18 protein-coding genes are annotated in these 25,511 nt (G+C 58.1%); 7 read left to right on the top strand and 11 right to left on the bottom strand.

Annotated features, from left to right (window positions below; all coding sequences use genetic code 11):
- Positions 1-31: 31 nt before the first annotated feature.
- On the bottom strand, positions 32-358 hold the full coding sequence (locus tag hmeg3_RS01025) for a hypothetical protein (protein ID WP_094562072.1): 327 nt from the start codon (positions 356-358) through the stop codon (positions 32-34).
- A 7-nt stretch (positions 359-365) separates the two neighbouring features.
- Positions 366-1,313: a DMT family transporter gene (locus tag hmeg3_RS01020; RefSeq protein WP_094562071.1), complete on the bottom strand. Its 948-nt coding sequence runs from the start codon at positions 1,311-1,313 to the stop codon at positions 366-368.
- Between the two features lie 216 nt (positions 1,314-1,529).
- Here hmeg3_RS01020 and hmeg3_RS01015 point away from each other — a divergent pair, with 216 nt between their 5' ends.
- The gene (locus hmeg3_RS01015; RefSeq protein WP_094562070.1) at positions 1,530-1,898 is read left to right on the top strand and encodes a hypothetical protein; all 369 of its coding nucleotides are present in this window, start codon (positions 1,530-1,532) and stop codon (positions 1,896-1,898) included.
- Positions 1,899-2,253: 355 nt separating this feature from the next.
- Positions 2,254-2,805: a flavin reductase family protein gene (locus hmeg3_RS01010; protein WP_094562069.1), complete on the top strand. Its 552-nt coding sequence runs from the start codon at positions 2,254-2,256 to the stop codon at positions 2,803-2,805.
- 106 nt (positions 2,806-2,911) lie between these two features.
- Here the strand turns inward: hmeg3_RS01010 and hmeg3_RS01005 are convergent, their stop codons facing one another.
- Positions 2,912-4,573 carry a methyl-accepting chemotaxis protein gene (locus hmeg3_RS01005; protein ID WP_094562068.1) on the bottom strand — a complete coding sequence of 554 codons (1,662 nt, stop codon included), beginning with the start codon at positions 4,571-4,573 and terminating at the stop codon, positions 2,912-2,914.
- A 276-nt stretch (positions 4,574-4,849) separates the two neighbouring features.
- Entirely contained in the window at positions 4,850-6,037 is a 1,188-nt protein-coding gene (locus tag hmeg3_RS01000; RefSeq protein ID WP_094562067.1) for a patatin-like phospholipase family protein, read from the bottom strand.
- 350 nt (positions 6,038-6,387) lie between these two features.
- On the opposite strand from hmeg3_RS01000, the gene hmeg3_RS00995 reads away from it, so the two are divergent.
- On the top strand, positions 6,388-7,203 hold the full coding sequence (locus hmeg3_RS00995) for a thioredoxin family protein (RefSeq protein WP_094562066.1): 816 nt from the start codon (positions 6,388-6,390) through the stop codon (positions 7,201-7,203).
- 84 nt (positions 7,204-7,287) lie between these two features.
- On the top strand, positions 7,288-8,247 hold the full coding sequence (locus tag hmeg3_RS00990; RefSeq protein ID WP_198361763.1) for a TIGR03571 family LLM class oxidoreductase: 960 nt from the start codon (positions 7,288-7,290) through the stop codon (positions 8,245-8,247).
- Between the two features lie 72 nt (positions 8,248-8,319).
- On the opposite strand, the gene hmeg3_RS00985 is transcribed toward hmeg3_RS00990, so the two are convergent.
- From hmeg3_RS00985 to hmeg3_RS00970, 4 genes are all read right to left on the bottom strand, one after another.
- Positions 8,320-9,258, bottom strand: a complete 939-nt coding sequence (locus tag hmeg3_RS00985; RefSeq protein ID WP_094562065.1) for a dihydrodipicolinate synthase family protein — start codon at positions 9,256-9,258, stop codon at positions 8,320-8,322.
- Between the two features lie 124 nt (positions 9,259-9,382).
- Positions 9,383-11,632, bottom strand: coding sequence for a bifunctional diguanylate cyclase/phosphodiesterase (locus tag hmeg3_RS00980; protein WP_094562064.1), 2,250 nt, complete (start codon positions 11,630-11,632; stop codon positions 9,383-9,385).
- 561 nt (positions 11,633-12,193) lie between these two features.
- Positions 12,194-13,747: a methyl-accepting chemotaxis protein gene (locus hmeg3_RS00975; RefSeq protein WP_094562063.1), complete on the bottom strand. Its 1,554-nt coding sequence runs from the start codon at positions 13,745-13,747 to the stop codon at positions 12,194-12,196.
- Positions 13,748-14,133: 386 nt separating this feature from the next.
- Positions 14,134-14,754, bottom strand: coding sequence for a TetR/AcrR family transcriptional regulator (locus tag hmeg3_RS00970; RefSeq protein ID WP_094562062.1), 621 nt, complete (start codon positions 14,752-14,754; stop codon positions 14,134-14,136).
- 197 nt (positions 14,755-14,951) lie between these two features.
- On the opposite strand from hmeg3_RS00970, the gene hmeg3_RS00965 reads away from it, so the two are divergent.
- From hmeg3_RS00965 to hmeg3_RS00955, 3 genes are all read left to right on the top strand, one after another.
- Positions 14,952-16,418, top strand: coding sequence for an efflux transporter outer membrane subunit (locus hmeg3_RS00965; protein WP_157739185.1), 1,467 nt, complete (start codon positions 14,952-14,954; stop codon positions 16,416-16,418).
- A gap of 66 nt (positions 16,419-16,484) precedes the next feature.
- Complete coding sequence (locus hmeg3_RS00960; protein ID WP_094562061.1) at positions 16,485-17,750, top strand: HlyD family efflux transporter periplasmic adaptor subunit; 1,266 nt, start codon at positions 16,485-16,487, stop codon at positions 17,748-17,750.
- Between the two features lie 13 nt (positions 17,751-17,763).
- Complete coding sequence (locus hmeg3_RS00955) at positions 17,764-19,302, top strand: DHA2 family efflux MFS transporter permease subunit (RefSeq protein ID WP_094562060.1); 1,539 nt, start codon at positions 17,764-17,766, stop codon at positions 19,300-19,302.
- A 120-nt stretch (positions 19,303-19,422) separates the two neighbouring features.
- Here hmeg3_RS00955 and hmeg3_RS00950 read toward each other — a convergent pair whose 3' ends face one another.
- The 3 genes from hmeg3_RS00950 to hmeg3_RS00940 are packed head-to-tail and all read right to left on the bottom strand — an operon-like array spanning position 19,423 to position 25,401.
- Positions 19,423-20,877: an efflux transporter outer membrane subunit gene (locus tag hmeg3_RS00950; protein WP_198361760.1), complete on the bottom strand. Its 1,455-nt coding sequence runs from the start codon at positions 20,875-20,877 to the stop codon at positions 19,423-19,425.
- The gene (locus tag hmeg3_RS00945) at positions 20,877-22,142 is read right to left on the bottom strand and encodes an efflux RND transporter periplasmic adaptor subunit (protein ID WP_094562059.1); all 1,266 of its coding nucleotides are present in this window, start codon (positions 22,140-22,142) and stop codon (positions 20,877-20,879) included. Before hmeg3_RS00945 ends, hmeg3_RS00950 begins: the two co-directional genes overlap by 1 nt.
- Before the next feature lie 16 nt (positions 22,143-22,158).
- Positions 22,159-25,401 (bottom strand): efflux RND transporter permease subunit, encoded by a 3,243-nt coding sequence (locus tag hmeg3_RS00940; RefSeq protein ID WP_094562058.1) that lies wholly within the window; start codon positions 25,399-25,401, stop codon positions 22,159-22,161.
- Between the last annotated feature and the right edge of the window lie 110 nt (positions 25,402-25,511).

The raw sequence follows: 25,511 nt of genomic DNA, 5'->3' as shown, positions 1-25,511 counted from the left end.
CGAGTATAGCGAACAATCGCGGGAACTCAGTTCAAGCCTGCCACACGCCGTAACCTGCCTCACGCAGGCCGATCGCCAGCTCGACTTCCATATCGCGTGCGCCGTCGTAAGGCATGGGGTTGTACATTTCGTACAGCTTGGGCAGGAGATGCAGGCCGTATTCGCGCACGAAGCGGTTGGACTGGATGCCGGCCTTGTGCTTGTCGAAACGCTGATCGACGTTCAGCCCGGTCATGCCGACATAGACGCAGGGCTTGCCCGTGACGTAGTCGGGATTGGCTTTGCGAAAGCGCGCCTCGTAGAGCACGTCCGTCGACAGTTCGATGACATAGACGGAGTAGTGATAGCGGCGCGCCATGACGGACTCAGTGTGCCGCGCCCGACGTATCCACCGAGGACTTTCCCGGCACTGTCACCAGCAACATCCCGATCAGCGCAACCGCAAAGGCGGCGAGTTGGATCATGGTCAGTTGTTCACCGAGCGCCAACACACCGACCAGTGCCGTGCTGACGGGCAGCATCACAGTGAATACACCGGCACGCGAAGCGGGGATCGATTTAAGACCGGTCATCCACAGCCAGACGCTCCAGACGCTTGCGGCCAATGCATAGAACAGCAATAGCAGCCAAATGCCTTTGTGCACGCCGCCGAAATTGAAGTGCAGCGCCGTGTAAAACCCCATCGGCGTCATCAGGATCAGGCCCCACAAGTTGATGATCGAGCTGATGCGCTTGGGGCTGAGGACGGCAGTAAGCCTCTTGCCGATGACGGCGTACGAGGCTTCGCACAGCACGGCGGCGAACACCAGCAGATTGCCGAGCCAGGCCTGATGCGCTTCTACATCACCGGCGCTGTCGAGTCCCGGCGCATGCGGACTCTTCGCCAGCGACAGCAAACCGATGCCAAGCGCTCCACAGGCAACCGCCAGCCAGACGCGCAAGCCGATGCGTTCACGCAGGAAGATCCAACTCATCAAGGCGACCACCGCGGGGATCACCGACATGATGACGCCGGCCGAAACCGCGCTCGTCATGCTGACACCGCTGATCATGCAGATCGTGAAGAGAAAATTGCCGAGGAAGGATTCCAAAAACACCAGCAGGCGCGTACGTGGCGTGAGCGGCGCTTCGCTGCCGGGTTTCTTCAGCCAGCGGATCATGGCGACGGCGCCGATGCCGAAACGCAGCCACGCCAGCAGGAACACCGGCAGTGCCGCCGCCAACGGCTTGGTGAGCGCAACGTAAGCGCCGACCATGGACATGCTCAGCGCCAGACAGACATAGGCCATCATGCGGCCGGGGGTGTAATTCATCGGATAGGGAGAGAGGTTGAGCTTTCCTGCAGGAAAGCCGGTCGTGCATTTTAATATGAAGGCCGCCGGCGGGCAGGTTAACGGGGAAAACAACCGAAATCACCAACTTGGTAAGAATTGTAAGCAAGTAATGCCAAGCCTTTCACGGCAGCCGAAATGCCCTATATTTGAATCGTGGCGACAAATCAGATGCGCCTCACCTGAAAGGACATCATCATGATCACCAAAAAAATACTCCCCGCCCTGCTGATCACTGCAGTACTGGCAGCGTCGGTATCGACTTCCGCCTCCGCACATGACCGCGGCGGCAACAACGGTCTAGCCATTGCCGCCGGCATCATCGGCGCAGTTGCGATCGGTACGGTGATCGCCAACGCCAATTCCGGCCCAAGCTATGCGCCTCCACAACAGGTGTACCAGCCTGCGCCGCAGCCTGTGTATTACCAGGCGCCGCAGCAAGTCTATTATCAGCCTGCTCCGGTCTATGTGCGTCCGGCACCTGTGTATGTGGAACGGGAATATCGCGAACGTCCGGTCTATCGTGAATATCGCCGCGAATACCGCGACGTCTATTACACCCGTTAATCTCTGATCGCAGCAGCTTAGCGAACGACTAGCGAGCAACTAGCAACTAGCAACTAATGAGCGACACCACGGCCGGGACGGTGAGCAGAGCAATCTGCCGCCACCCGGCCGTTTCCTTTACGCCATGGTCGCACCGCACGCGCGTGACAAACCCATCATCCATGACGCTGACCCCGCCGGCATTGCCGGATTGGCATAATCGGATAACAACTTACTTATCCGATGGATAACGGAATGCACATTTACCTGCCCAAACAGCGTTGAAATGAGATTTTGTCCTACAGAAATCTTGTCGGCGGCGGACATAAAATGGATCACCTTCAACACGCGTCATCGTGCGCAATGGTGATTCGCTATGAGCAAGAAACTCGACTATCCCGTCGCCAACATACGTCACTATCTGGAACCGGGGCCGATCGTATTGGTGACATCGCGCTGGCAGGATGAAACCGATGTCATGACACTGGGCTGGCACACGGTGATGGAATTCACACCGTCGCTGGTCGGCTGTATCATCGCCTCCGGCAATCACAGTTTTGAACTGATCCGCAGCAGCCGCGAATGCGTCATCAATATCCCCACGGTCGAGATGATCGACACCGTGGTCGATATCGGCAATTGCTCCGGCGCCGAAGTCGACAAGTTCAGCCGCTTCGGTCTGACGACCAGCGCAGCGAGCAAGGTTAGGGCGCCGTTGATTGATGATTGCTTTGTCAATCTCGAATGCAAACTCTACGACGACTGCCTGATCGATACCTATAACTATTTCATCTTTGAAGTGGTCAAGGCGCATGCGGCTGCGAGCCCGAAACATCCGCAGACGGTTCACTACACCGGCGATGGCGAATTCATGGCTGCAGGAAAACATCTCAGCCGGCGCGGACGTTTCGTCACTCAGAATCTGTAATCCGGCAAGTCAAACAAAAAGACCGCACGTGCAAGCGTGCGGTCTTTTTATTCATTGCGCGCTACTACCGCACAAGCTTAATCGTTCAGCTGCAACATCAGCAACATCAGGCGTCAATCTCATGTTCGATGCGATGCAGTTCCGATGAACTCAGGCGTGCTGTCGACGGTGTGATATCGATGGCGCGCTTGGATGACAACGCCGCTGCAGTCGTCACGATGCGTGCGGCATCGAGCTTGAATACACTGACCACCTGTTCCAGCGTCTCGGCCTGATCTTGCAATGCCTGCGCGGCGGCGGCAGCTTCTTCCACCAGTGCGGCGTTTTGCTGCGTGACGTCGTCCATTTGCGAAACAGCCTGATTGACCTGGCTGATGCCGCTGCTTTGTTCTTCGCTGGCGCTGGCGATCTCGCCGACGATGTCAGTGACTTTTTGCACACTGTTGACGATGTCGCTCATGGTCGTACCCGCTTGCTGCACCAGCTTGCTGCCCGAACCGACCTTGTCGACGGAGTCGTCGATCAGAGTCTTGATTTCTTTGGCCGCTGCTGCCGAACGCTGCGCCAGGCTGCGCACTTCAGACGCCACCACCGCAAAGCCGCGGCCTTGTTCGCCGGCACGCGCCGCTTCCACGGCGGCGTTCAGCGCCAGAATGTTGGTCTGGAAGGCGATGCCGTCAATCACGCTGATGATGTCGACGATCTTGCGGGACGAGTCATTGATCGAGTTCATGGTATCGACCACCTGACGCACCACGTCGCCTCCTTGCGAAGCGATGTTCGATGCCGACAGCGCGAGCTGATTGGCTTGCTTGGCGTTCTCGGTGTTTTGCTTGACGACCGATGTCAACTGTTCAAGGCTCGATGCGGTTTCTTCCAGCGAAGCGGCTTGCTGTTCGGTGCGCGACGACAAGTCGGTGTTGCCGACGGCGATCTGCTTGGCGGCGACGCTGACCGAATCCGTCGAGGTGCGAACGGTGCCGATCACGTCGACGATACGTACGCGCAATTTGTTAAAGGCAGTGGCGGCATGGCCGATTTCATCCATGCGCTCGACGTGCATCGGCTTGGACAAATCCAGCGAGGCGCTGATTTCTTCAAAGGTGTTCTTGATGTTACGCAGGCTGCCGCTGATATTGCGATACAAGGTCAGCGCCAGTGTGCCGGTGAACAGAATCGCCACGACGATGACGGCAACCATGCTCTTGAATGCGAACTCGTAAGCGGCAACGCTTTCCGCGCGCACGTCATCGACCAGTTTGCTGTTGTAGGCGATGTGGTCGTCGATGCCTTTCTTGACGCCTGCAGCCGAAACCGCCAATGGAGTGCCGGCCATCAATGTAGCGCGCACACCGTCCATGTCGCCTGCATGCGCTGCAGCGAAGAATGGAATCAGCGCTTTACGATAGGCTTCCATGTTGGCCTTGTCGGCTTCGAGCATCTTGCTGTCGGTTTCATCGTAGATCTGGTCTTTCGCGTACTTGGCGACCACATCGTCAAACGCCTTGTTGGCGTCGGCCACGGCTTTGTCCAGCGCCGTCTTGTCGCTCAGGTTGGAAAACACCGACAAGCGGTAGCCGGCCAGGCGGGTGTCCGCGAGAAAGCCTTTGGCGGCGTTCAAGCCGCTGATGCTGGGAATGATACGGTTTTGCACGGTATCGAAACGCACCTGTGCGCGCTGCAGCTGCACGAGGCCGTCGATGCCGACGAAGAGGAGAGCCAGCAGGGCCACCGACAAGGTGAGAAGAAGGCGTTTGGTGATTGTCATGGTCGTGTCGTTTTTCTATAAAGTGGATGGGATCCGAAGCTACGTTGGCCCCGGGGCTGGCGTTGTTTCTTCCTGTACGTCTTTGCGTCAATCTTCCGGTACGAACAGCGAAGTTGCAGGCTGGCAAATGTGTTGGCAGAAACTGCCGCGCCGCCGGCATCCTCCCCCTCAACTCGCGGGACAAGCATGTTAGCGGCGCTGTGTTACGGCCTGATGAATCAGGTATGCAGGTAAATCAGAGATGAAAGTGTTCAGGGTGCACGGTGCAGCGAGTGTTCATGCTGCGATGGAAGTACCCTCGAAAGCATCCTGCAAAGACTCGCCATGCTCACGACAGAACTTCTGTCCGGCACGATAGCCGACATCAAAGAGCAACTGCATGTTCGACGACGACCAGTCCAATACTTCCGGCCAGTGCTCGTCCGGAATGCCGCTCATCAGATCGACCTTCAGCAGACGACGCAAGGGCTCGCCGGTTTCAGGATGCGTGTTATGTTCCAACTCGAACAAACGCATTTCGGATTTCGAAATCTTTACCAATGGCGTGATGATGGAGCGCACCCAGGCGTCGTACAGATTGCGTGGTTTGCGGATCAGACGGTCTTCACCGAGGATGTCGAGAACGACCAGCGTTTCGACGTCGGCATGCTTGCCGGAGGTGGACAACAGAGGATCGAAGTTGAGCGTGTCGAGTGCTGCGCCTTCGATGTAATCGTCACCGTCGATTTCCGTCGGCGGATACAAGAAGGGGAACGACAAGGCGGCGCGCACGTGGATAGGCGCAATCTCTTTCTTGTCCCAGATCTGCATCTCGCCCTTGCTCATGTTGTAGGCGTTGATGTAGAAGTCCGGCTTCATGCGCGCGATGGCGTCGAAGTCGATCGACTGCTCCAGGAAAGGATGATGCGCACACAGGCCGAGGCTCTTGGACGACAGATCCGACGGCGACATGGCCGACAGCATCAGATGCATCCAGTCGTTCCATGCGCCGGAGGCTTCGGCGAAACGCTGTGTGAAGACGTCAAGGAAAGGATAACCGGCCGCCATGGCGGACATGTTCGGCATGCCGGGCATCGATGCCATGCTGGGCATGGTCGGCATGGTCGGCATGGTCGGCATATTGGGCATACCAGGCATGGGAGGCATCTGCGACGGCACGTTGTCGCGGAAGCTGCGTGCCTCCTGTCCCGGCTTCTTGAAGATCTTGTAGTTGACAGGGAACATCTTGTAGATACTGTCGGCCACACCGGACTCGGCCCAGCGCATCAACGCTTCGCGCGGCGAACATTCCAGAGGAGCCTGATACAACAAGCCCATCAGCACGCCCGCCCCCGAAGCGGAGATGACATCGAATTCGACACCTTCATCCAGAAATGCCGTCAATGCGCCGGCAATCAATGTGGAGTTCGGCGCACCGCCACCGATCACCAATGCTTTTTTTCCCGCCCTATACTGATTGGTCATGTGAGCCTCTCAGATTTCCCGTTGTGTTTTAACTCGGTGTGCGTCTATGAAAATAACAAAAATGACGCACTGCAAAATTTTTTCTTTGTGAGGGAAATATAGCCGTAAAGAAATAAAAAGGAAGGACTTGCAGTGATTTAATTAACGCATATCAGGTATTCAACAAGCTGATATGGGGACGCATGCTGCGTTTGCGCGGAGCGGTCTTTACATCCTGCTGGATGAGCAATGCCGATTCTCTTTGCTGAATGACAGCAATTGCGTGGCCGGGTCATCGCTTTGTCATGATCGATGTAATGAATCGACGATGCCCAGCGACTACTGAAGGTGCAGACAACGGATTATGAAATATGAAAACCTCAACCTATTTGCTCGCCGCCTTTCATGCGATGACGGCGCTGCTCACCTCCTCTGCTGCTTCTGCTGCTTCTGCTGCCCAATGTGAAAAGCAGAGTCCCGCGCATCGCCTCGCGTTGGTGGAGCTGTACACCTCCGAAGGTTGCAACAGCTGTCCCCCGGCCGATCGCTGGCTGCGCCGGATCGATACGCGCAACACCACCGATCGCGATATCGTGCCGCTTGCATTGCATGTGGACTATTGGGACAGCCTTGGCTGGCGAGATGTATTTTCGCAGCACATCTTCACAGAGCGGCAAGAACAATTGACGCGGCTTGGCACCACCCGTTTTTCGTACACGCCTGAACTATTCGTGAATGGCCGGGAATTCCGCAACTGGCGCAGCGAAGAAGAATTCCGCTCGGCGATGAAGGCCATCAACGCCAAACCGGCTGCCGCCAATATCCATCTCACATGGACACCTGCTACCGACAACCGCATCAAGATCGAGGCGGAGTTCTCTGCAATCGACGGACACAAAACAGGATCTGCCGCACCGCAAGCGTACGTGGCCGTGTACGAAAATCGCCTGAGCAACAAGGTCTCGGCAGGCGAAAATAACGGTGCCACCTTGCAGCATGATTATGTCGTGCGCCAATGGAAAGGTCCGATTTATCTGGATGGCAAAACCGCCATCGCGGACATCTTCAAGCTGCCCGTCGGGCGCGACGGCAAACATGCCGACGTGAGCAATCTCGGTGTTGCCGCCTTCGTCCAGGATTCAAAAACCGGAGAAATTTTGCAGGCGCTGGCTTTGCCGGCTTGCTGAGATTTGTTCGACTCGCCGGCCCGAATCCAACTTGGAGAGTACAACCGACACAATCCACATAATCGGCGACAATGAACGCACTTCATGATCTTCGACATGGTTGTGCACATGCTCAATAAAGCTTATTCGCTGGTGTTTCCCGAGGGCCGCCTGACGCTCGGCCTGATGACGCCTCTGACGCCACCCGCCGGCGTACTGGCAGACCCGGCCACGGAAAAGGCGCTGGCGCAGCATGCCGAGGCGTGCGGCTTTTCCGCGCTGTGGACGCGTGACGTACCGCTGATGATTCCTCAGGCAGGTGAAGTCAGTGCGCTGGACGATCCTTTTCTCTGGCTGGGCATGCTCGCCGCGGCAACCAATACGATCGCAGTCGGCACAGCAGCGGCGGTACTGCCGTTACGCCATCCCTTGCTGCTGGCGAAGAGTGCGCTGACGCTTGATCGCCTGTCCGGAGGCCGCTTTTTGCTCGGTGTCGGATCGGGTGACCGCGAAGAAGAATTTGCCGCATTCGGCATGACGGCGGAACAGGGCGGAGAACGCTTTCGCGCTCATTGGGAGGTCGTGCGCGCTGCGCTCGACGATGCGCCGGATGACGCAGCGAAGCAGGTATTGATGAACGCTACCGGCGGCCATGCAGTCTTGCCGCGAGCCGCCCAACGTATTGCCATGCTGGCTGTCGGCTCGGCTCGCCAGTCATTGCAGTGGATCGCTGCCAACGCCGACGGCTGGGCATCCTACCATCGCGAAGAACAACGCCAGCAAGGTCGCATCGGCTTATGGCAACAGGCGCTGGCGCAACGCGCGGGTGGCGCCGCCAAACCCTTTATTCAGTCCTTGAATCTGGATTTGCTGGACGATCCGGACGCGCCGTCCGAGCCAATCACCCTGGGCATGCGCAGCGGCCGCTATGCCTTGCTGGATTATCTGCAGAGATTGCACGGCTATGGCGTCGGCCACGTGCTGTTGAATCTGGCGCGCCAGGGCAGGCCGCGCAGAGAAGTGATGGATGAAATCGGCCGCGAGGTCATCCCGCAATTGGGATGACCGGATTATTGCTTGTTAAGCTAAGTAAGCAGCTCAATAAGAAGCTCAATAGACAGTTGCTTATTCAAGGTCTTATTTGCCCCAGCGCAGCACCAGAGGATCAAGACGGCGTGCGATCTTGATCAGGCCTTCGCGTGTTGCCGGATGCATCGCCGGCAGTGGGTGACGCACCGCATCCGACTTGATGATGCCGCCTTCTTTCATCAGGGCCTTGCACGATGCAAGACCGCCCTGACGGTTTTCATAGTTGATCAGCGGCAGCCATTGCTGATAATGCTGCGCCGCCAGTTCGGTATCACCGGCAAAGTAAGCATCGAGAATACGGCGAATACCATCCGGATAACCGCCACCGGTCATTGCACCGGTCGCACCGGCATCCAGATCGGCCATCAGCGTGATGGCTTCTTCACCATCCCAAGGACCGACAATCGCTTCGCCGCCGAGCGCAATGATTTCGCGCAGTTTGTTGGCCGCTTGCGGTACTTCGATCTTGAAGTAGGAAACATTGGCGATGTCCTTGGCCATGCGCACCAGCAGCGACGGTGACAGCGTAGTGCCGCTGACAGGAGCATCCTGGATCATGATGGGAATGCTGATCGCATCCGACACAGTGTTGAAGAAATCGTAAATGCCGGTCTCGCCAATGCGAATCGTCGCGCCGTGATACGGCGGCATGATCATGACCATCGCTGCGCCGGCGTCTTGCGCCATGCGGCTGCGCTGAGCGCAGATACGTGAGCTGAAATGCGTCGTTGTCACGATCACCGGCACGCGTCCGGCGACGTGATCAAGCACCGTGCTGATGAGCGAACTACGCTCGTCGTCGGTAAGTGCGAACTGTTCGGAGAAATTAGCCAGGATACAGATGCCGTCGGAGCCGGCATCAATCATGAAGTCGATACAGCGACGCTGCCCTTCAAGGTCGATATCGCCATGATCGTCGAAAATGGTCGGCGCTACGGGGAAAACGCCGCGATAGACGGGCGTGGTCGCATTCTTGTTCTTGCTCATGTCGTGTGTCTCTCTCTGATGGTACCGGGATGGTGCGGACAGCCGCTTAACGTTGTTGTCTTTGCGGCGCCGATCCGGAATCACATCCGAGCATCAAGATGCATGGCAATGACACCGTCGTGCTTCAGCGTCCCTTCAGCAATTGATTGACTTGCTGAAACTCCATGGGCGGATAGTAGTAGAACCCCTGAAAGAACTGGCATCCGATGGCTTTGAGAAATTTCTCCTGCACCAGCGTTTCGACCCCTTCGGCAACCGTCGTGCAGGAGAGGATTTTTGCCAGCGACACCACCGCGCGGATAATCAGCTCGCTCTTCTCGCTAATCCCGATTTGCGCCACAAAAGACTGGTCTATCTTAATACTTTTCGTGGGAAAGCGACTTAGCTTCTGCAAAGAAGAGTAACCGGTCCCAAAATCGTCGATGGTAATGCCGTAACCTTTGGCGTTGAGCGCCTCCAGATGGCTGATCGCCAGATTCTCGTTCCCGACCAGGCCGGTCTCGGTAATCTCAAACTCCAGATAGTCGGAACTGATGCGATGTTTCTGACAAGAGGCATTGACCAAATCGAGCAGATCGGCCCGCACGATATCGATGGCCGACAGGTTGATGGCAATCGGCAGACAGCGCCCGCCCGCGTCCAGCGTCTGGCGGATGTACGTGCAGACACTGTCGACCACAAAGGCGGTGATGAAGTGAATCGCCCCGCTGCTTTCCGCCACGGGGATAAATTCGGCGGGAGAGACATCTCCCAGCGTTGGCGAGCGCCAGCGTATCAGCGCTTCCAATCCGACGATTTCACCATCCTGCGTTACCTTGGGCTGATAGACCAGACGCATTTCGTTTTCGGGCAGCGCCATGAGGATGGCCTGTTCGATATTGAGACGGCGCCGGACTTGCGTAGCAGCTTCGTCGTCGAACACGGCAACGCTCTGGTTGCCGGAACGGCGGGCAGTATCGAGCGCGATCTTTCCCCGCTGTAGCAAACCCTCGCCGTCGGTTTCACCGGGACGAGAAAACGCTACCGCCATGGATATCTGTACCGGATGGCGCTCACCATTGATGATGAGTTCTTCGGGCAGACTACGCCGGATATGTTCGATCTGAGGGATGGCATCGCGGCTACCATGACTACTTTCGATCGTGAAGCCAAACACGACGCTGCGCAGGCGTCCGCACAGACTGTCGTCCGGCAGCAAATGTTTGAGCCTCTGCGCAAAGGCCACAATCAAGTCGTCGCCGGCAGTACTGCCGTGCGCGTCGTTGACATATTTGATGCTGTCGAGACGAATGATGATCAGCGCGAGCTGGCGACGCGGCGGCATGGCGCTCATCGCAGCGGCAAGTTGCTGCAGCATGGAGTCGCGATTGGGCAGTTGCGTCAGCTGATCGTGGCTGCTGAGAAAAGACTCACGCTCCTTGCTGCGATTGAGCGCCTCCTGGATACGGCGCATCTGCGAAATGTCGCGCAACAGGACGATGTAATGATTTTTGGAGGTGGGCGAGATGGTTTCTATCGAGATCAATCTGCCGTCGCGGGTCTCAAACTCCTGCCCCGGTTTGAGCGACAGAATGTCGGCGGTTTTCTCTTCCTTGTCTTTGCACTTGTGCGCCAAGAGCGCAAACAGACTGGCATTTTTCTTGTCCTGGCGGCCAATAATGGCGTCGGCCAGCGAGTTCGCTTTCAGGATACGTGCGTGAGCATCGCACAACAGGATCGCGCCGCCGGCGTTCTCAAAGATTTCCTGATATTGCGCGTGGCTGCTCTCCAGTTCCATGCTCGCTGTGCGATGACGTCTGATCGCCGCATCCAGCGCATGCAGAAGACGAAACACGCCCAGCGGCACGCAGATATTGAAGAACAAGAACAGCAACGCCTGGATGTAGGCATGGGCGTTGGCCAGCGGTGTCTCCAGACCCGGATAGCTGGGCAAGGGCTCGTTGCGAATCAACAGCATGAAGGGAAACACGTTGACCGCCATCAGCACCAGCGCCAGGCGCGAGCCGAAAAAGATACGTGCAATCAACGGCGCGGTATAGACAAACATGATACCCAGCTTGGCGATTTCGGTATCTCTGATGAAGTAGACGATACAAAATGCTGCAGCATAAATGGTCGCAATCAGCATCGCGCTGCCGATCACCGGCCGCCGCAGAGAAGCGAACACCGCCATCGACAAGGCGATGAAAAAGCCAGTCACGATGACGATGATGTAGTAGGCGCCGACCTTGACGGCATCCATGGCGCTGAGCAGGCCGATACCAAACTCGAGCAGCAGGCCCGACATCAGAATGATGCGCAGAGCGCTCTCTTTCCAGACTGTGTTTTCCGCTGCGCTGAGCGCATTTTCTTTAAGCAGTAGCCACTGGAACATTGTATTTTTCTTGGTGAGTTTGGGCACAGGCGTTGCGCATCTACGGACTACCGTTCACATCGCTTGAGTCGCATCGCGCTTCCGGTAAACGGGAGGGGTGGCCCCGTCATGGCTTGCATGCCACCGCAGCGCGCTGCTTGCGCGCCGATTAATGCACCGGTGTTCGCTGGCTGAAACTCGGTTAGTTTCTAACAACTTCTCATTCAACCTCGCATAGTCTCACAAACAATTTCCAATAAGCAATGATATTCAGCAGTGGAAACCCCTCATTTACATTTTCCAGCTCGCATATTGGCAAGGGTGTTTCCATTACTGCAATGCATTGCCGGATGATTGCCAGCCCTTTGTTGTCGCACTATTAATTTTCAGGCTCAGGCGCGACCTATGTGATATTCCTATTGCTCGCATTTTGCGCAAAGTCGAAAAGAGAAAGAACGAGTACTCCCCTCTCTCTGATCGCGGTCTGACTGACTGCGGCAACAAAAAAGCCCGCAAGCAGTCTCTGCATCACGGGCTTCTTTTCGGGAGATCCGGCGGACCGGCGCTCCTCTGCTCAGACTTCTAACGGCGGGGCAGCTTGAACACGCTGACGACCTGCGTCAACTTGCTGGCTTGCTCCTGGAGGGATTGTGCCGCCGCGGCCGCCTCTTCCACCAGTGCGGCGTTTTGCTGCGTGGTCTCATCCATTTGCGTAATGGCGCGATTGACTTCTTCGATGCCGGTGCTTTGCTCTGTGCTGGCTGCGCTGATTTCGCCGACGATGTCGGTCACGCGACGCACGCTGGCGACAACCTCTTGCATGGTTTCACCAGCCTGCTGCACCAGCTTGCTGCCGACATCGACCTTCGAGACCGAGTCATCGATCAGCGCCTTGATCTCTTTCGCTGCAGCGGAGGAGCGTTGCGCCAGACTACGCACTTCCGACGCCACCACCGCAAAGCCGCGTCCTTGTTCGCCGGCGCGTGCCGCTTCAACGGCTGCATTCAGCGCAAGAATATTGGTTTGAAAGGCGATGCCATCGATGACACTGATGATGTCCACAATCTTGCGCGAGGAGTCGTTGATTGATCCCATTGTATCGACCACCTGCCCCACCACGGCGCCGCCTTGCTGTGCAACTTCCGATGCCGACACAGCGAGCTGGTTGGCCTGACGCGCATTGTCGGCATTCTGTTTCACGGTCGAGGTGAGCTCTTCCATCGCCGAGGCGGTTTCTTCGAGCGAGCCGGCTTGCTGTTCGGTACGTGAAGACAAATCGAGATTGCCGCTGGCGATCTGGGTCGATGCGGTCGCAATGGTGTCGGTGCCGATACGCACTTCGCCAACAATCTTCTGCAGGCTGTCGTTCATGGCTTTGAGCGCCAGCATCAGGCGTCCGGTTTCGTCGCTGCTTTCAGAGCGAATATCGCCACCGAGATCGCCGCCTGCCACACGTTGTGCAACGTCGACAGCCTTATTGAGCGGCAAGGAAACGATTCGTGCAACCCAGACCGCCAAGGACATGGCGATCACCACGATGGCGATCAACAGGCCGAGAATCCAGCCGCGTGCCATATTGAACACCTTGTCGGCGTCGTTGTTGGAACGCGTCGCGCCGTCATCGTTGATCTTGACGAGACCACCTAGCTGGTCGACAGCCTGGCGGAACAGTTTGTTCGATTCGCCCTTGTATTGCGCGCGTGCCTCTTCTTTCTGATTGGCACGCGACAGCGCCATGATTTTTTTGTTCTCGGCCAGATACTTCGTCATCGTCTGCTGAAATTGTGGATACAACACGCGCTCTTCCGGTTCCGAGATCAGATCTTCGTAAGTCTTGAGATCCTTGTTGATGATTTCCATGCGCGTCTTCATTGCCTTTTCGGCGTCGTCGTAGTCTTTATCATCTGTTGATACGATGTGCTGCAGTTCAGAAATGCGGAAACGCGCCATCGATGTCTGCAGCTGCAAACCCAGCTTAATGCTTGGCATCCAGTTCGTGGCAATATCGGTGGATGCCTGATTGACCTTGACCAGTTCGACGATGGAAAAAATGCCGAGCGACGCCGTCAGCACAACAACAGCAAGGAAGGAAAGAATCAGTTTTTTGGCGATGTTCAGGTTATAAAACCAGGTCATGATGATTGCCTCAGGTGGAGATATATAAATTGCTGTTTTGTTGGCTTTTTTGAAAGCGGCGATACACTCAGCGCCAGCATCCCATGAATGGTACGCACCTCCCCTCTTTCTTGATCATGCAAGAAAGAGGTTGTTTACTACCCATTTGTACCTATAGGGATGTTCTGAAACGCCGCCCCGCCGGGGCCGCGAGAACGTTCAGAAGAGAGGGCTGCCGTGCATTTTTACACGGCATTGTGATGTGAATATGACGGGATATCGGTATTGACGTCCGGGGGTATTGCTGATGTTGCCAGCGATGGCTGACGAAATGCTGACGCTTGTCTTGGCGCTTATCCTGATCCTTGCGCGGATCATCATCTTGCCATCACAGCGCGGAGATGTACTCAACTGCGTTCTGCAGCATAGATGCGATAGAACGCATCGAGCGCGCGCTCCACCGACTCTTTCACCTTGGCGGGCGGCAACGAAGTGATCACGTTAAGGATGCGCCCCTCTGCCCATTCCGCCTCAATCAGTACGCGGAACTGTATTCCTGCAAGCCAGGAGTCAGCTTCCCGGAAGATGCCTTTTTCCATCGCGCGTTTCATGAAGTCAGCGATGGCCAGCCAACCGCGCCGTGGGCCGTTTTCGTAATATAAACATCCCAGCTCGGAGCGCTCGGCGTTGTAATACAGCAAGCGTCGCACGGCGATCACTTCGGGTGACAGCACCAGATGCAAATACTTATTGGCAAATAATTTCAACGTCGCGCGTACTTGTTCCGGATCCTTGCTGTCTTCTGCGAGGATGGCGAAGAGCGACTCAAACTGCATGCCGGCCTGCTGCTTCATGACGGCAAGAAAGATTTCTTCCTTCGATGAGAAATAGTTGTACAGCGTCGCCTTCGATCCACCCAGGCGCGCGGAAATCTCGGCCATCGAGGTTCGATCGAATCCTATTTCGTTAAATAATTCCGCCGCGACATCGATGATGGCCTGGCGCCGTTCTTCACTTTTCTTACGCATGTAAATCTTTGTCTGTGTGGCTGGGCCGTGATCGCCATTGCTGCCTCGACCTCGTCCCGCCTGGTTTCCCCGGAGGCTGTTGCTTTTTTTGCGACTGCAACATTTGCGCCCCGTATTTTCGCCTAGTTTTGCTTGACGCTCGTTAAAAGTCAATACTATACTGAACTGTACAGTTTAATTATAAGTGGATTTACATCATGGAAGTTCAATCTGTTTCCTTCAAGAAAAACCGTTCGCAGCCGCTGAGACCGCTGCTGATGTTGTCGGCGCTGGCCTTGGCGGCATTGACGCTGGCCGGCTGCGCGCAGTTCTCCGACCTCGGCCCGCGCGCCGAGCCCAAGGCGGCCGACGCCTATCAATCATCGCAATCGCTCACCGGCACCACTGTTGCCTGGCCCGACGATAACTGGTGGACAGCCTACGGCGATAAACAACTCAACACCCTGATCGGTGAAGCGCTGCACGGCGCACCGTCCTTGGCCGTGGCGCGTGCGCGCCTGCTGAAAGCCGAAGGTGTAGCACAGCAACAAGGCGCCGCCTTGCTGCCGCAGGTCAGCGCAAACGCTTCGCTGGATCGCATGAAGCAGAGTTATAACAACGGCGTGCCGGCCGACTTTGTGCCGCGCGGCTACAACAATGAAACACGCGCCACGCTCGACTTCAGCTATGAGATCGATTTCTGGGGCAAGAACCGCGCGGCCCTCGCCGCCGCGACCTCCGACCTCGAAGCCGCGCGCGCCGATGCCGCACAGGCGCGCATCACGCTGTCGACGTCAATCGCGGCGGCCTATGCCGAACTGGAACGCCTGTTCAGCCAACGCGACACTTCCGAAGCAGCACTGCAAGTGCGCGTGGAAACCGAAAATCTGTTTCAGCAACGCCGCATCAACGGTCTTGAAACCGAAGGCAGCGTCAAACAAGTCACCGCTCGCCGCGCCATGGCCGAAGCCGATTTGCTGAGCCTGGATGAATCGATTGCACTCCAGCGCAACAAGCTGGCGGCGCTGGCCGGCGCCGGTCCGGATCGCGGCCTGCAACTGACACGCCCGGTGATCGACATGTCCAAGCCGTTCAATCTGCCGAAGGAATTGCCGGCGGAATTGCTGGGACGCCGTCCCGACATCGTTGCCGCACGTCTACGTGCAGAGTCGGCCGCCAAGCAGATCAAGGTGGCGCGCGCACAGTTTTATCCCAATGTGAACCTGAGCGCCTACTTCGGCTTCCAGTCGCTGGGTACCAATCTGCTGACGCAATCGGGATCGAGCATCGGCAGCTTCGGCCCGGCCATCTCGCTGCCGATTTTTGAAGGCGGCCGTCTGCGCGGACAGTTCCGCTCGGCCAGCGCCAGCTACGATGAAGCCGTCGCCAATTACGACAGCGCCGTCACCCAAGCCTTGCAGGATGTCGCCGACGTCGCCGTCAGCGAGAAGGCGCTCAGCGGTCGCCTGAACAAGACCGAAGAAGCCGCGCACGCCGCCGAAGAAGCCTATCGCATCGTACGCAACCGATATGAAGGCGGCCTCACCAATTACCTCGATGTACTCAACGCACAAGATGCGCTGCTGACCAATCTGCGCGAGCTGTCGACCCTGCGTTCGCGCATGTTCGCACTCGACGTCTCCATGGTGCGCGCACTGGGCGGCGGCTATCAGCACGCCAGCTGATCTGCTGCGACCGCACACAAGTCTAAACATCGAGCAATCGAATTCAACAAGATACAAGGAACCGTCATGTCACACAGTGATTCTCAAGCAATTCAAACCATCGCCGCCAGCACAGACAACGCACCCGGCAAGCGCAAGAAGCTGTTCACCATTTTTGCAGGCGTGATCGCCGTGGCAGCCATCGGCTACGGCACCTACTGGTATTTCATTGGCTCACGCTACGTCACCACCGACAACGCCTACACCGCCGTCGAAGTGTCGCAAGTGACACCTGCCGTCAACGGTATCGTGTCGGAAGTCAAAGTCGTCGATACGCAATACGTCAAGCAAGGTGACGTGCTGGTCGTCATCGACAAACGCGATGCGGCTCTCGCACTGGCGCAAGCTGAAGCCGATCTGAGCCGTGCGGAACGCCGCGTGCAAGGCTACTTCGCCAACGATACCGGACTGGCCGCGCAAGTACTGGCACGCGAAGCGGAACAAAAACGTTCAGCCGCACAACTGCTGTCGGCACAAGCCGATCTGCAACGCGCCGAACTGGATCTGCGCCGTCGCGAAGCTCTGGAAAAATCCGGCTCGGTTTCGGGTGAAGAACTCACCAACGCCCGTACCACCGTGCTGACCATGCAAGCCAACCTGAAAGCCGCCGAAGCCGGTCGTATTCAGGCTGACGCCAACCGCAACGCAACCATTGGCGCACAAAAAGCCAGCACCGTGCTGACCGCCAACACCACCGTCGATACCAATCCGGAAGTCACACTGGCGCGCGCCAAGCGCGATCAGGCCAAGCTGGATCTGGAACGCACCGTACTGCGCGCTCCCGTGGATGGCGTCGTCGCCCGCCGCCAGGTGCAAGTCGGTCAACGTGTGCAGGCCGGCACGGCACTGTTGTCGGTAGTGCCGACCGGACTGATGCACGTTGATGCCAACTTCAAGGAAGGCCAGCTGGCGCAAGTGCGCCTGGGTCAACCGGTGACCATGAAGGCCGACATCTACGGCAGCGCGGTGGAATATCACGGTACCGTGATCGGCGTTGCCGGTGGTACCGGTTCTGCGTTCGCGGTCATCCCGGCGCAAAACGCCACCGGTAACTGGATCAAGGTCGTGCAACGTCTGCCGGTGCGCATCTCCATCGACAGCAAGGAACTTGCACAACAACCACTGAGCGTGGGCTTGTCGATGGATGTGTCGATCGACACACGCGGCAAGAGCGGTGCCGCGAATAACAATACCGCAGGCAATTCGGCGATGACCTCCAACAGCGCGCTGACTGTCGGCAAGAATGACGGTAACAGCGACGGCAACAAACCCGCCAACGCATCGACTCTGTAATCAGGCGGCAATCATGTCATCCAATTTTTCCGATGCGGCCATGAAGCCGCTGGAAGGCGCGCAGCTGGTCGGCGCCGGTCTGCTGCTGGCGGCCGCCAACTTCATCGCGGTGCTCGACACCACGATCGCCAACGTTTCGGTGTCGACGATTTCCGGTGCGCTTGGTGCATCGTCAAGTCAGGGCACCTACGTCATTACCTCGTACGCGGTGGCTGAAGCGATCACCGTCCCGCTGACCGGCTGGCTCGCCAATCGGTTCGGCACGGTGCGCGTGTTCATCACATCGATGATCCTGTTCGGCGTATTTTCTGCGCTGTGCGGCCTGGCCAATTCGCTGGGCATGCTGATCGCCTTCCGCGTGCTGCAAGGTCTGGCCGGCGGCCCGCTGATGCCTTTGTCGCAAACCCTGTTGCTGCGCATTTTCCCCAAAGAGAAAGCGCCCGCCGCCGTCGGTTTGTGGGCAATGACCACGTTGATTGCACCAATCGCCGGACCGATCCTCGGCGGCGTGCTGTGCGATCAATACAGCTGGCCTTACATCTTCTTCATCAACGTGCCGGTGGCGCTGCTGTGCGGCTACATGGGCTGGAAGATGCTCAAGCGCTACGAGTCGCCGTTGCTGAAGCTGCCTATCGACAAAATCGGCCTGATCCTGATGATCGTCTGGGTGGCGGCCTTGCAACTGATGCTCGACGAAGGCAAGGAGAAGGATTGGTTCGCCTCCAACGAAATCATCATCCTGGCGCTGGTGGCCGTTGCAGGTTTCATCGCCTTCATGATCTGGGAGCTGACCGAGCGCAATCCGATTGTCGATCTGCGCGTGTTCCGCCATCGCGGCTACTCGGCCAGCGTGACGACCATCTGTCTCGCCTTTGGCGCGTTCTTCGGGGCGACGGTGCTGACGCCGCTCTGGCTGCAAGGCTATATGGGCTACACGGCGACACACTCGGGTGAGACCACCGCAATGAGCGGCATCCTCGCGGTGATGACGGCGCCATTTGTGGCAAAGATGTCGACCAAGGTCGATCCGCGCAAACTGGTCTTTATCGGGGTGATGTGGCTGGGTGCGGTGACCTTGTTCCGCAGCTTCAACACCTCCGACATGACCAACTTCCAGATCGGCTGGCCGCTGCTGTTGCAGGGCATCGGTCTGCCGCTGTTCTTCGTGCCCTTGACAGGACTGGCGCTGGCCAGCGTGGACGAATCGGAGATGGCGTCGGCTGCAGGTCTGATGAGTTTCTGCCGGACCATGTCAGGCGCGATTGCGACTTCACTGGTCAACACCAGTTGGGAAAACAAATCGATCTACTATCACGCCGAATTGTCCGGCCTGGTCGATCAGTTCGGCGATGCCGTCAACTCACTGACGCAAGCCGGCATGTCGCTGGATCAGGCGCGGGCCAGCATCGAGCAGACCTTGCAGTCGCAGAGCATCATGCTGTCGACCAATCACATCTTCATGATGGCGGCGATCTCGTTCGGGCTGGCGGCGACGGCGGTGTGGTTTGCACCGAAGCCGACACGGGTGGCGGATACTTCGGCGGCGCATTGATGATGCTCATCTGAAAAACGAACAGGCCCCATTTTTGAGCCTAAAAGAGCCGTAAAACCAAAAAAAACGCCGCTCCGAATTACTTCGCAGCGGCATTTTTTATCTTAAGCAAACAGCTACTCATTTTTGTGCAAGCTTCGCATCGGGCCAATCGCCACCCAAGGCCTTGATCAGAAACACCGACGTCAGCATGCGCTGCCCCATCAGCTGCGCCGCCTGGCGTTCGCTGTTGAGCAGCGACTGCTGCGCGGTGATCACATCGAGGTAGGTCGCCACACCACCTTCATAACGGCTGTTGGCGATGTCCAGTACACGACGCGCCGAGACGATCGCAGCCTGCGCCTGCGCATAAGCGCGATCCAATGCCGAGACACCGGTGATGCCGTCTTCCACTTCCTGCATCGCGGTCAACACGATGCGGCGGTAGTTGGCGACAGCGGCTTCATAACCGCCCTTGGCGAAATCGACGTTGGCGCTGATACGACCGCCATCGAACAGGGTCTGCGTCAGCGACACTCCCAACGACCACACCACGCTCGGGGCATTGAACAAGGTCTCGATGTTACGGCTGTCGACGCCGTACGATGGCGCCAGCATCACACTTGGGAAAAACGCTGCACGGGCCACGCCGATTTGCGCATTGGAAGCGGCCATGGCGCGCTCTGCAGAAGCGATATCGGGACGGCGTTCCAACAAATCGGATGGTATGCCGATCGGTACTGCAGGCGGTGTCATCGGCGCCATTGCAGGCGGCAAGGAGAAGTTGGGTGCAGGAGTGCCGGTCAGCGTCGCGATGGCATGTTCATATTGCGAGCGCGCCTTGCGCAGCACATCCACTTGCGTCAGCGTGGTGTCGAGCAGGGCTTGTTGCTGAGCGACATCCAGACCGGAAGTGGCGCCGAGATCATGGCGCGAGGTCGCCAATTCCAGCGCCTTGCGTTGCAACTCAATGGAACGCGACAGCACGTCGAGTTCCACGTCCAGTTCACGCAGGTTGAAGTAATTGGTCGCCAGATCGGCACTCAGCAGCAGGCGCGTGTTTTCCAGATCCGCGGCGGATTGCTCGGCGGAGGCACGGGCACCTTCGACATTGCGCTGCACGCGGCCGAACAGATCGACCTCGTAGCTGGTATTGAGCCCCAACGCAAAATCATTCTGCACCGTGGCGAAGTTGGGCGAGTTGTAGTTGGTCAGCGGCCGGTTGCCGGCGATGCGCAAACGCGAGGCGCGCACGCCGGTGCTCACTTGCGGATACATGCCGGCCGAAACCGAATTGGCGGTAGCGCGTGCCTGCGTCAGCCGCGCAGCGGCAAACGCCAGCGTCTGGTTGCCGGAAAGCGCCTGTTCCTGCAAGGCGTTCAGTTTGGCGTCGCCGAAACGTTCCCACCACGCGCCCTTGGCGTGCGTGTCGCTCGGCGTACCCTGACGCCACGGCGCATCGAGTTGCCAGGTGACCGGCATGTCGACGTCAGGCTTGCGGTAATCAGGGCCCACTGCGCAGCCCGCCAACATGGTGGCGCTCAGCATAACGGCAATGACAGAGGCCGCAGCAATCGGATGCAGGCGCAGCTTCATCACGACTTGCCTTGTTCAGCTGGCTTACCGTCCGCCTTTGCCGGATTCGCCGCCGGTTTGGTTTCGGGAGCCAAGGCAACCTCGTCACCTTCCGCCACAGAATCGGACGGATTGAGAATCAGACGTTCGGTGCCGGTAATGCCATCAAGGATTTCCACGGTCTGGCCATAGTTGCGGCCGAGCTGCACGCGTTTCAGATGCACCCGGTTCTTGTCGTCGACGACCGCCACGAGACTGCCGTCACGGCGGAAAATCAGCGTATCGGTGGAGACCACCAGCACACCGCTCGGCTTCAGCGGCAAAGCCACCTGGACGAAGGCGCCCGGTAACAAGACGCCATCGGCGTTCGGTAACGACACTTCCACCTGCATGGTGCGCGTGCTGACGTCGATCGATGCCGCGGTGCGGACAACCTTGCCCTCAAAACTCTTGCCGCGCAGTTCGGATTGCGTCACGACAACCTTCTGCCCCTGTTTGATCAGGTTGGCATAGGACTGCGGCACATTGATGTACACGCGCAGCGGATCGGTCTGCGCCAGCGTGAACAAGGCACGCCCTGCGCCGCCGCCGGCACCCGGATCAATCAGATCCCCTACGTCGACGTTACGGCGTGTGATCACGCCGGCGAACGGTGCGACGATGCGTTTGAAGCCCTCCACCTGACGCAGGCGTTCCACGTTGGCGTCAGCTGCGGCAAGGTTGGAACGTGCTTGCGAATAACCGCTGCGGCGCTCGTCGAGTTCCTGTTGCGAGACGGCGTCTTTCTTGCGCAGTGCTTCCCAGCGATCGACTGTACTCTTGGCCAGTTCCAGGCTGGATGCAGCTTGCTGACGTGCAGCGATGGCCTGCGACAATTGCTGGTCGATTTCCGGCGTATCAAGTTCAGCCAGCAGCTCGCCCTTTTCGACGCGGCTGCCGATGTCCTTGTGCCAGCGTTTCAGATAACCTGCAGCCCGCGCCGAGATCGGCGACTGTACAAAGCCTTGCAGCGTACCGGGCAACGACAGCGTCTGACCGGCGTCGCTGCTTTTGGCGATGGCGGTCTTGACATATTGCTTGGCGCGCTCCGCTGTCCCGGCTTCCAGTTCGCGTGCATTGTAGACGCGGCTGATGACGGTGCGGGCGGCACCCACGGCGAGCAGCACCAGCACCACGACCATGACGATCTTGGTACGGCGTACGACCTGCTGGCGTTTCAGCAGCTCGCCGGATGCATCCGGATCCACGGGATGGATGCCGAGTTGAGAATGACGTTCTTGCGACATTGCTTCCTATCTCCTGTTACGGCTGCTGAGGCTGAGGCGGCTGTGGTGGCGTACTGCCATTGCTGTCGACCGGCCCATGCCCGTGATCCTGACGCGCTTCTTTGCGGCGTGCCAGTCGTTGATGAACGCCCGCGAAAACGACGGGAACGAAAAATAAAGTCGATACGGTAGCGAAGATCAAGCCGCCGATCACGGCACGGCCGAGCGGTGCATTTTGTTCCGCACCTTCTCCCAGACCCAGCGCCATCGGGATCATCCCGATGATCATCGCCAGCGCCGTCATCAGCACCGGACGGATACGCGTGGCGCCGGACTCCAGCGCTGCCGCCAGCGGCGTCGCGCCTTCATCCTTGCGCTGACGTGCAAACGACACGATCAGAATACTGTTGGCGGTCGCGACCCCCATGGTCATGATGGCTCCCGTCAATGCAGGCACCGACAGCGTGGTGCCGGTGATGAAGAGCATCCAGGCAATCCCCGCCAACGCTGCGGGCAAAGCCGCAATAATGATCGCCGCATCGATCCACGACTGGAAGTTGACCACCACCAGCAGATAGACCAGCACGATCGCCATCGCCAGACCGACACCCAGGCCGATGAAGGAAGACTGCATGGTCTGCACCTGACCGCGGATCACGATCTGGCTGCCGCGCGGCAGCTTGGGTTTCATCTCTTCAACCAGCTTGCTGACTTTGCCGGCAACCGTGGCAAGGTCGGTGCCCTGCACGCTGACGAACACGTCGATTGCCGGCAGGATGTTGTAGCGCGACGCAATCGCCGGTTGACGTCCTTGCTTGACGTCCACCAGATTGCCCAGCAATTGTGTGTTGGTCGGCGCGCCCGTCGCGGTGCCGACACCACCTGCACCGACCGGGATGCTCAGCAGCGAATCGAGCGAGTCGACACGGTATTGCGGCGACTGCACCGCGACGTTATAGACCACACCGTTCTGTGGATTGAGCCAGAAAGCTGGTGTCGTCTGCGAGCTTCCCGACAAGGCGATCAGCACATTCTGGCCGACGTTGGCGGCGGACAAACCGTACTGCTGCAAACGCGTGCGATCCATTTGCATATCCAGTGCCGGGCCATCCAGACGCTGATGCACGTGGGCGTCGACTGCTCCGGGGATCTGACGGATCTGCTTGGTCAGTTCGGCGGCCAGCTGGGCGTTCTGTTGCAGATTGGGCCCGGTGAACTGGACGTCAATCGCCGCCGGCAAACCAAAGTTCAGGATCTGCGTGACGATGTCGGCAGGTTGAAAGAAGAACTCGATGCCGGGGAAACGCTTCGGCAATTCGGCGCGCAGCATACTGACCAGTTGCTCGGTCGGACGATGGCCTTCATGCAGCGACATCAGAATTTCACCGTCGAGCGTACCAATGGTGCCGGCATTGCTGTACGACAGATTGATACCGCTGTTGGGTACGCCGATATTGTCGAGCACGGTTTCCAGTTCGCTGGCGGGAATCATTTCGCGAATGACGGACTCCACTTGGTCGGCGATGCGCGCCGTCTCTTCGATACGCGTGCCGGTTGGTGCACGCATGTGCAGGCGGATCTGGCCACCGTCAACGTTCGGGAAAAAGTCGCGGCCGAGGAAGGGATACAGCAAACAAGACAACACGCAGAAAGCGAGGAAGGCCAGCGCGAAACGGCGACGATGCGCCAGCAGCGAAGACAGCACCAGCGTATAGGCACGACGCACGCGCTCAAAGCGTGCATCGAAGCCGCGATACAAACGCTGGAGCAAACTTGGCTTGCCGCCGTCGTCGGCGCCATGGGCGTTGTTCATCAACAGCATCACCAGTGTCGGCACCAGCGTACGCGACAAGATATAAGACGCCGCCATCGCGAACACCACCGCTTCGGCCAGCGGCACGAACAGGAAGCGCGCCACACCCGACAAGAAGAACATCGGCACAAACACGATACAAATACAGACGGTCGAGACGAAGGCCGGCACACCGATTTCACCCGCGCCGACGATGATGGAATCATGCAGCGGTTTGCCCATGTGCATGTGCCGCTCGATATTCTCAATCGTCACAATCGCCTGGTCGACCAGAATACCGACCGAGAGCGCAAGGCCCCCCAGTGTCATCAGATTGAGCGTTTCGCCGAGCATGTAGAGCACCAGTATCGAAGCCAGAATCGACAATGGAATCGTGACCGCGATGATCACCGTGCTGCGCCAGTTGCCGAGAAACAGCAACACCATCGCTGCAGTCAGGCCCGCAGCGATCAACGCTTCGGCGACCACGCCCTTGACCGCGGCCTTCACGAACAGCGACTGGTCGAACAGCGGCGTGATCTTGACGTCAGCCGGCATGGTCTGCTGCGCTTGCGGCAGCAGCGCGCGCAGGTTGTTGACGATGTCCAGCGTGGAGGCGCCACCGTTTTTCAGCACGGACAACAGGACGCCGCGCACGCCGTCCTGGCGCACCACGTTGGTTTGCGGCGAGAAGCCGTCGCGTACGTAAGCGACGTCGCGCAGATAGGTCGTTGCACCATTGGCGGTACGTACCGGCAAGTCATTCAGCCCGCTCACCGCTTCCGGCGAACCGTTCATCTTGATGGTGTATTCGGTGCCACCGAACTTGGCGGTACCGGACGGCAGAATCAGATTTTGGGTATTAACGGCGTTGACGACGTCCACCGGCGACAGGCCGCGCGCCTGCAGCGCCTGGGTGTCCAGATCGACGGAGATCAAACGGGTTTTACCGCCGTAAGGGAAAGGCACGGCGACGCCGGGAATCGTGATGAGCTGCGGACGCAGTGTGTTGACGGCAGCGTCGAACAACGATTGCTCAGGCAGCGTCGGGCTAGACAGCGCCAGCTGCATGACGGGGATACTGGATGCGGAATACTTGATCACCAGCGGCGGGGTGATGCCTGGCGGTAGCTGGCGCAACTGCGATTGCACCGACGCGACCGTCTGGGCGATGGCGTTCTGGATATTGGCGGTAGGCTGAAAGAACACCTTGATCACGGACACGCCGGCCAGCGATTGCGATTCGATGTGCTCGATATCGCTGACCACGGTGGTCAGGCCGCGCTCGTTCTGAGAAGCGATACGCTGCCCCATTTCCTGCGCGGACAGACCGTTGTAGTTCCAGATGATACTGATGACCGGAATATTGATTTCCGGGAAAATGTCCGTTGCCATTTTCATGAGGACAAGCGGCGTGGACAGCACGATCAGCATCGCCATCACAATAAAGGTGTACGGGCGACGCAGCGCCAACTCGACCATTGACATGAACTTTGGTTCCCTGAAATGAGACTTTTATTATACTCAGAATAATTTGCTGCAAAGCACCTGCTCTTGCGCCTTTTTCTTCTTCTCTTGCTCTTTTTTCGTTCGTTTTT

The organism is Herbaspirillum sp. meg3, from assembly GCF_002257565.1.
Taxonomy (GTDB): Bacteria; Pseudomonadota; Gammaproteobacteria; order Burkholderiales; family Burkholderiaceae_D; genus Herbaspirillum.
Note: the sequence above shows the minus strand (reverse complement) of the source record. Positions and strands in the feature narration are given on the sequence as shown.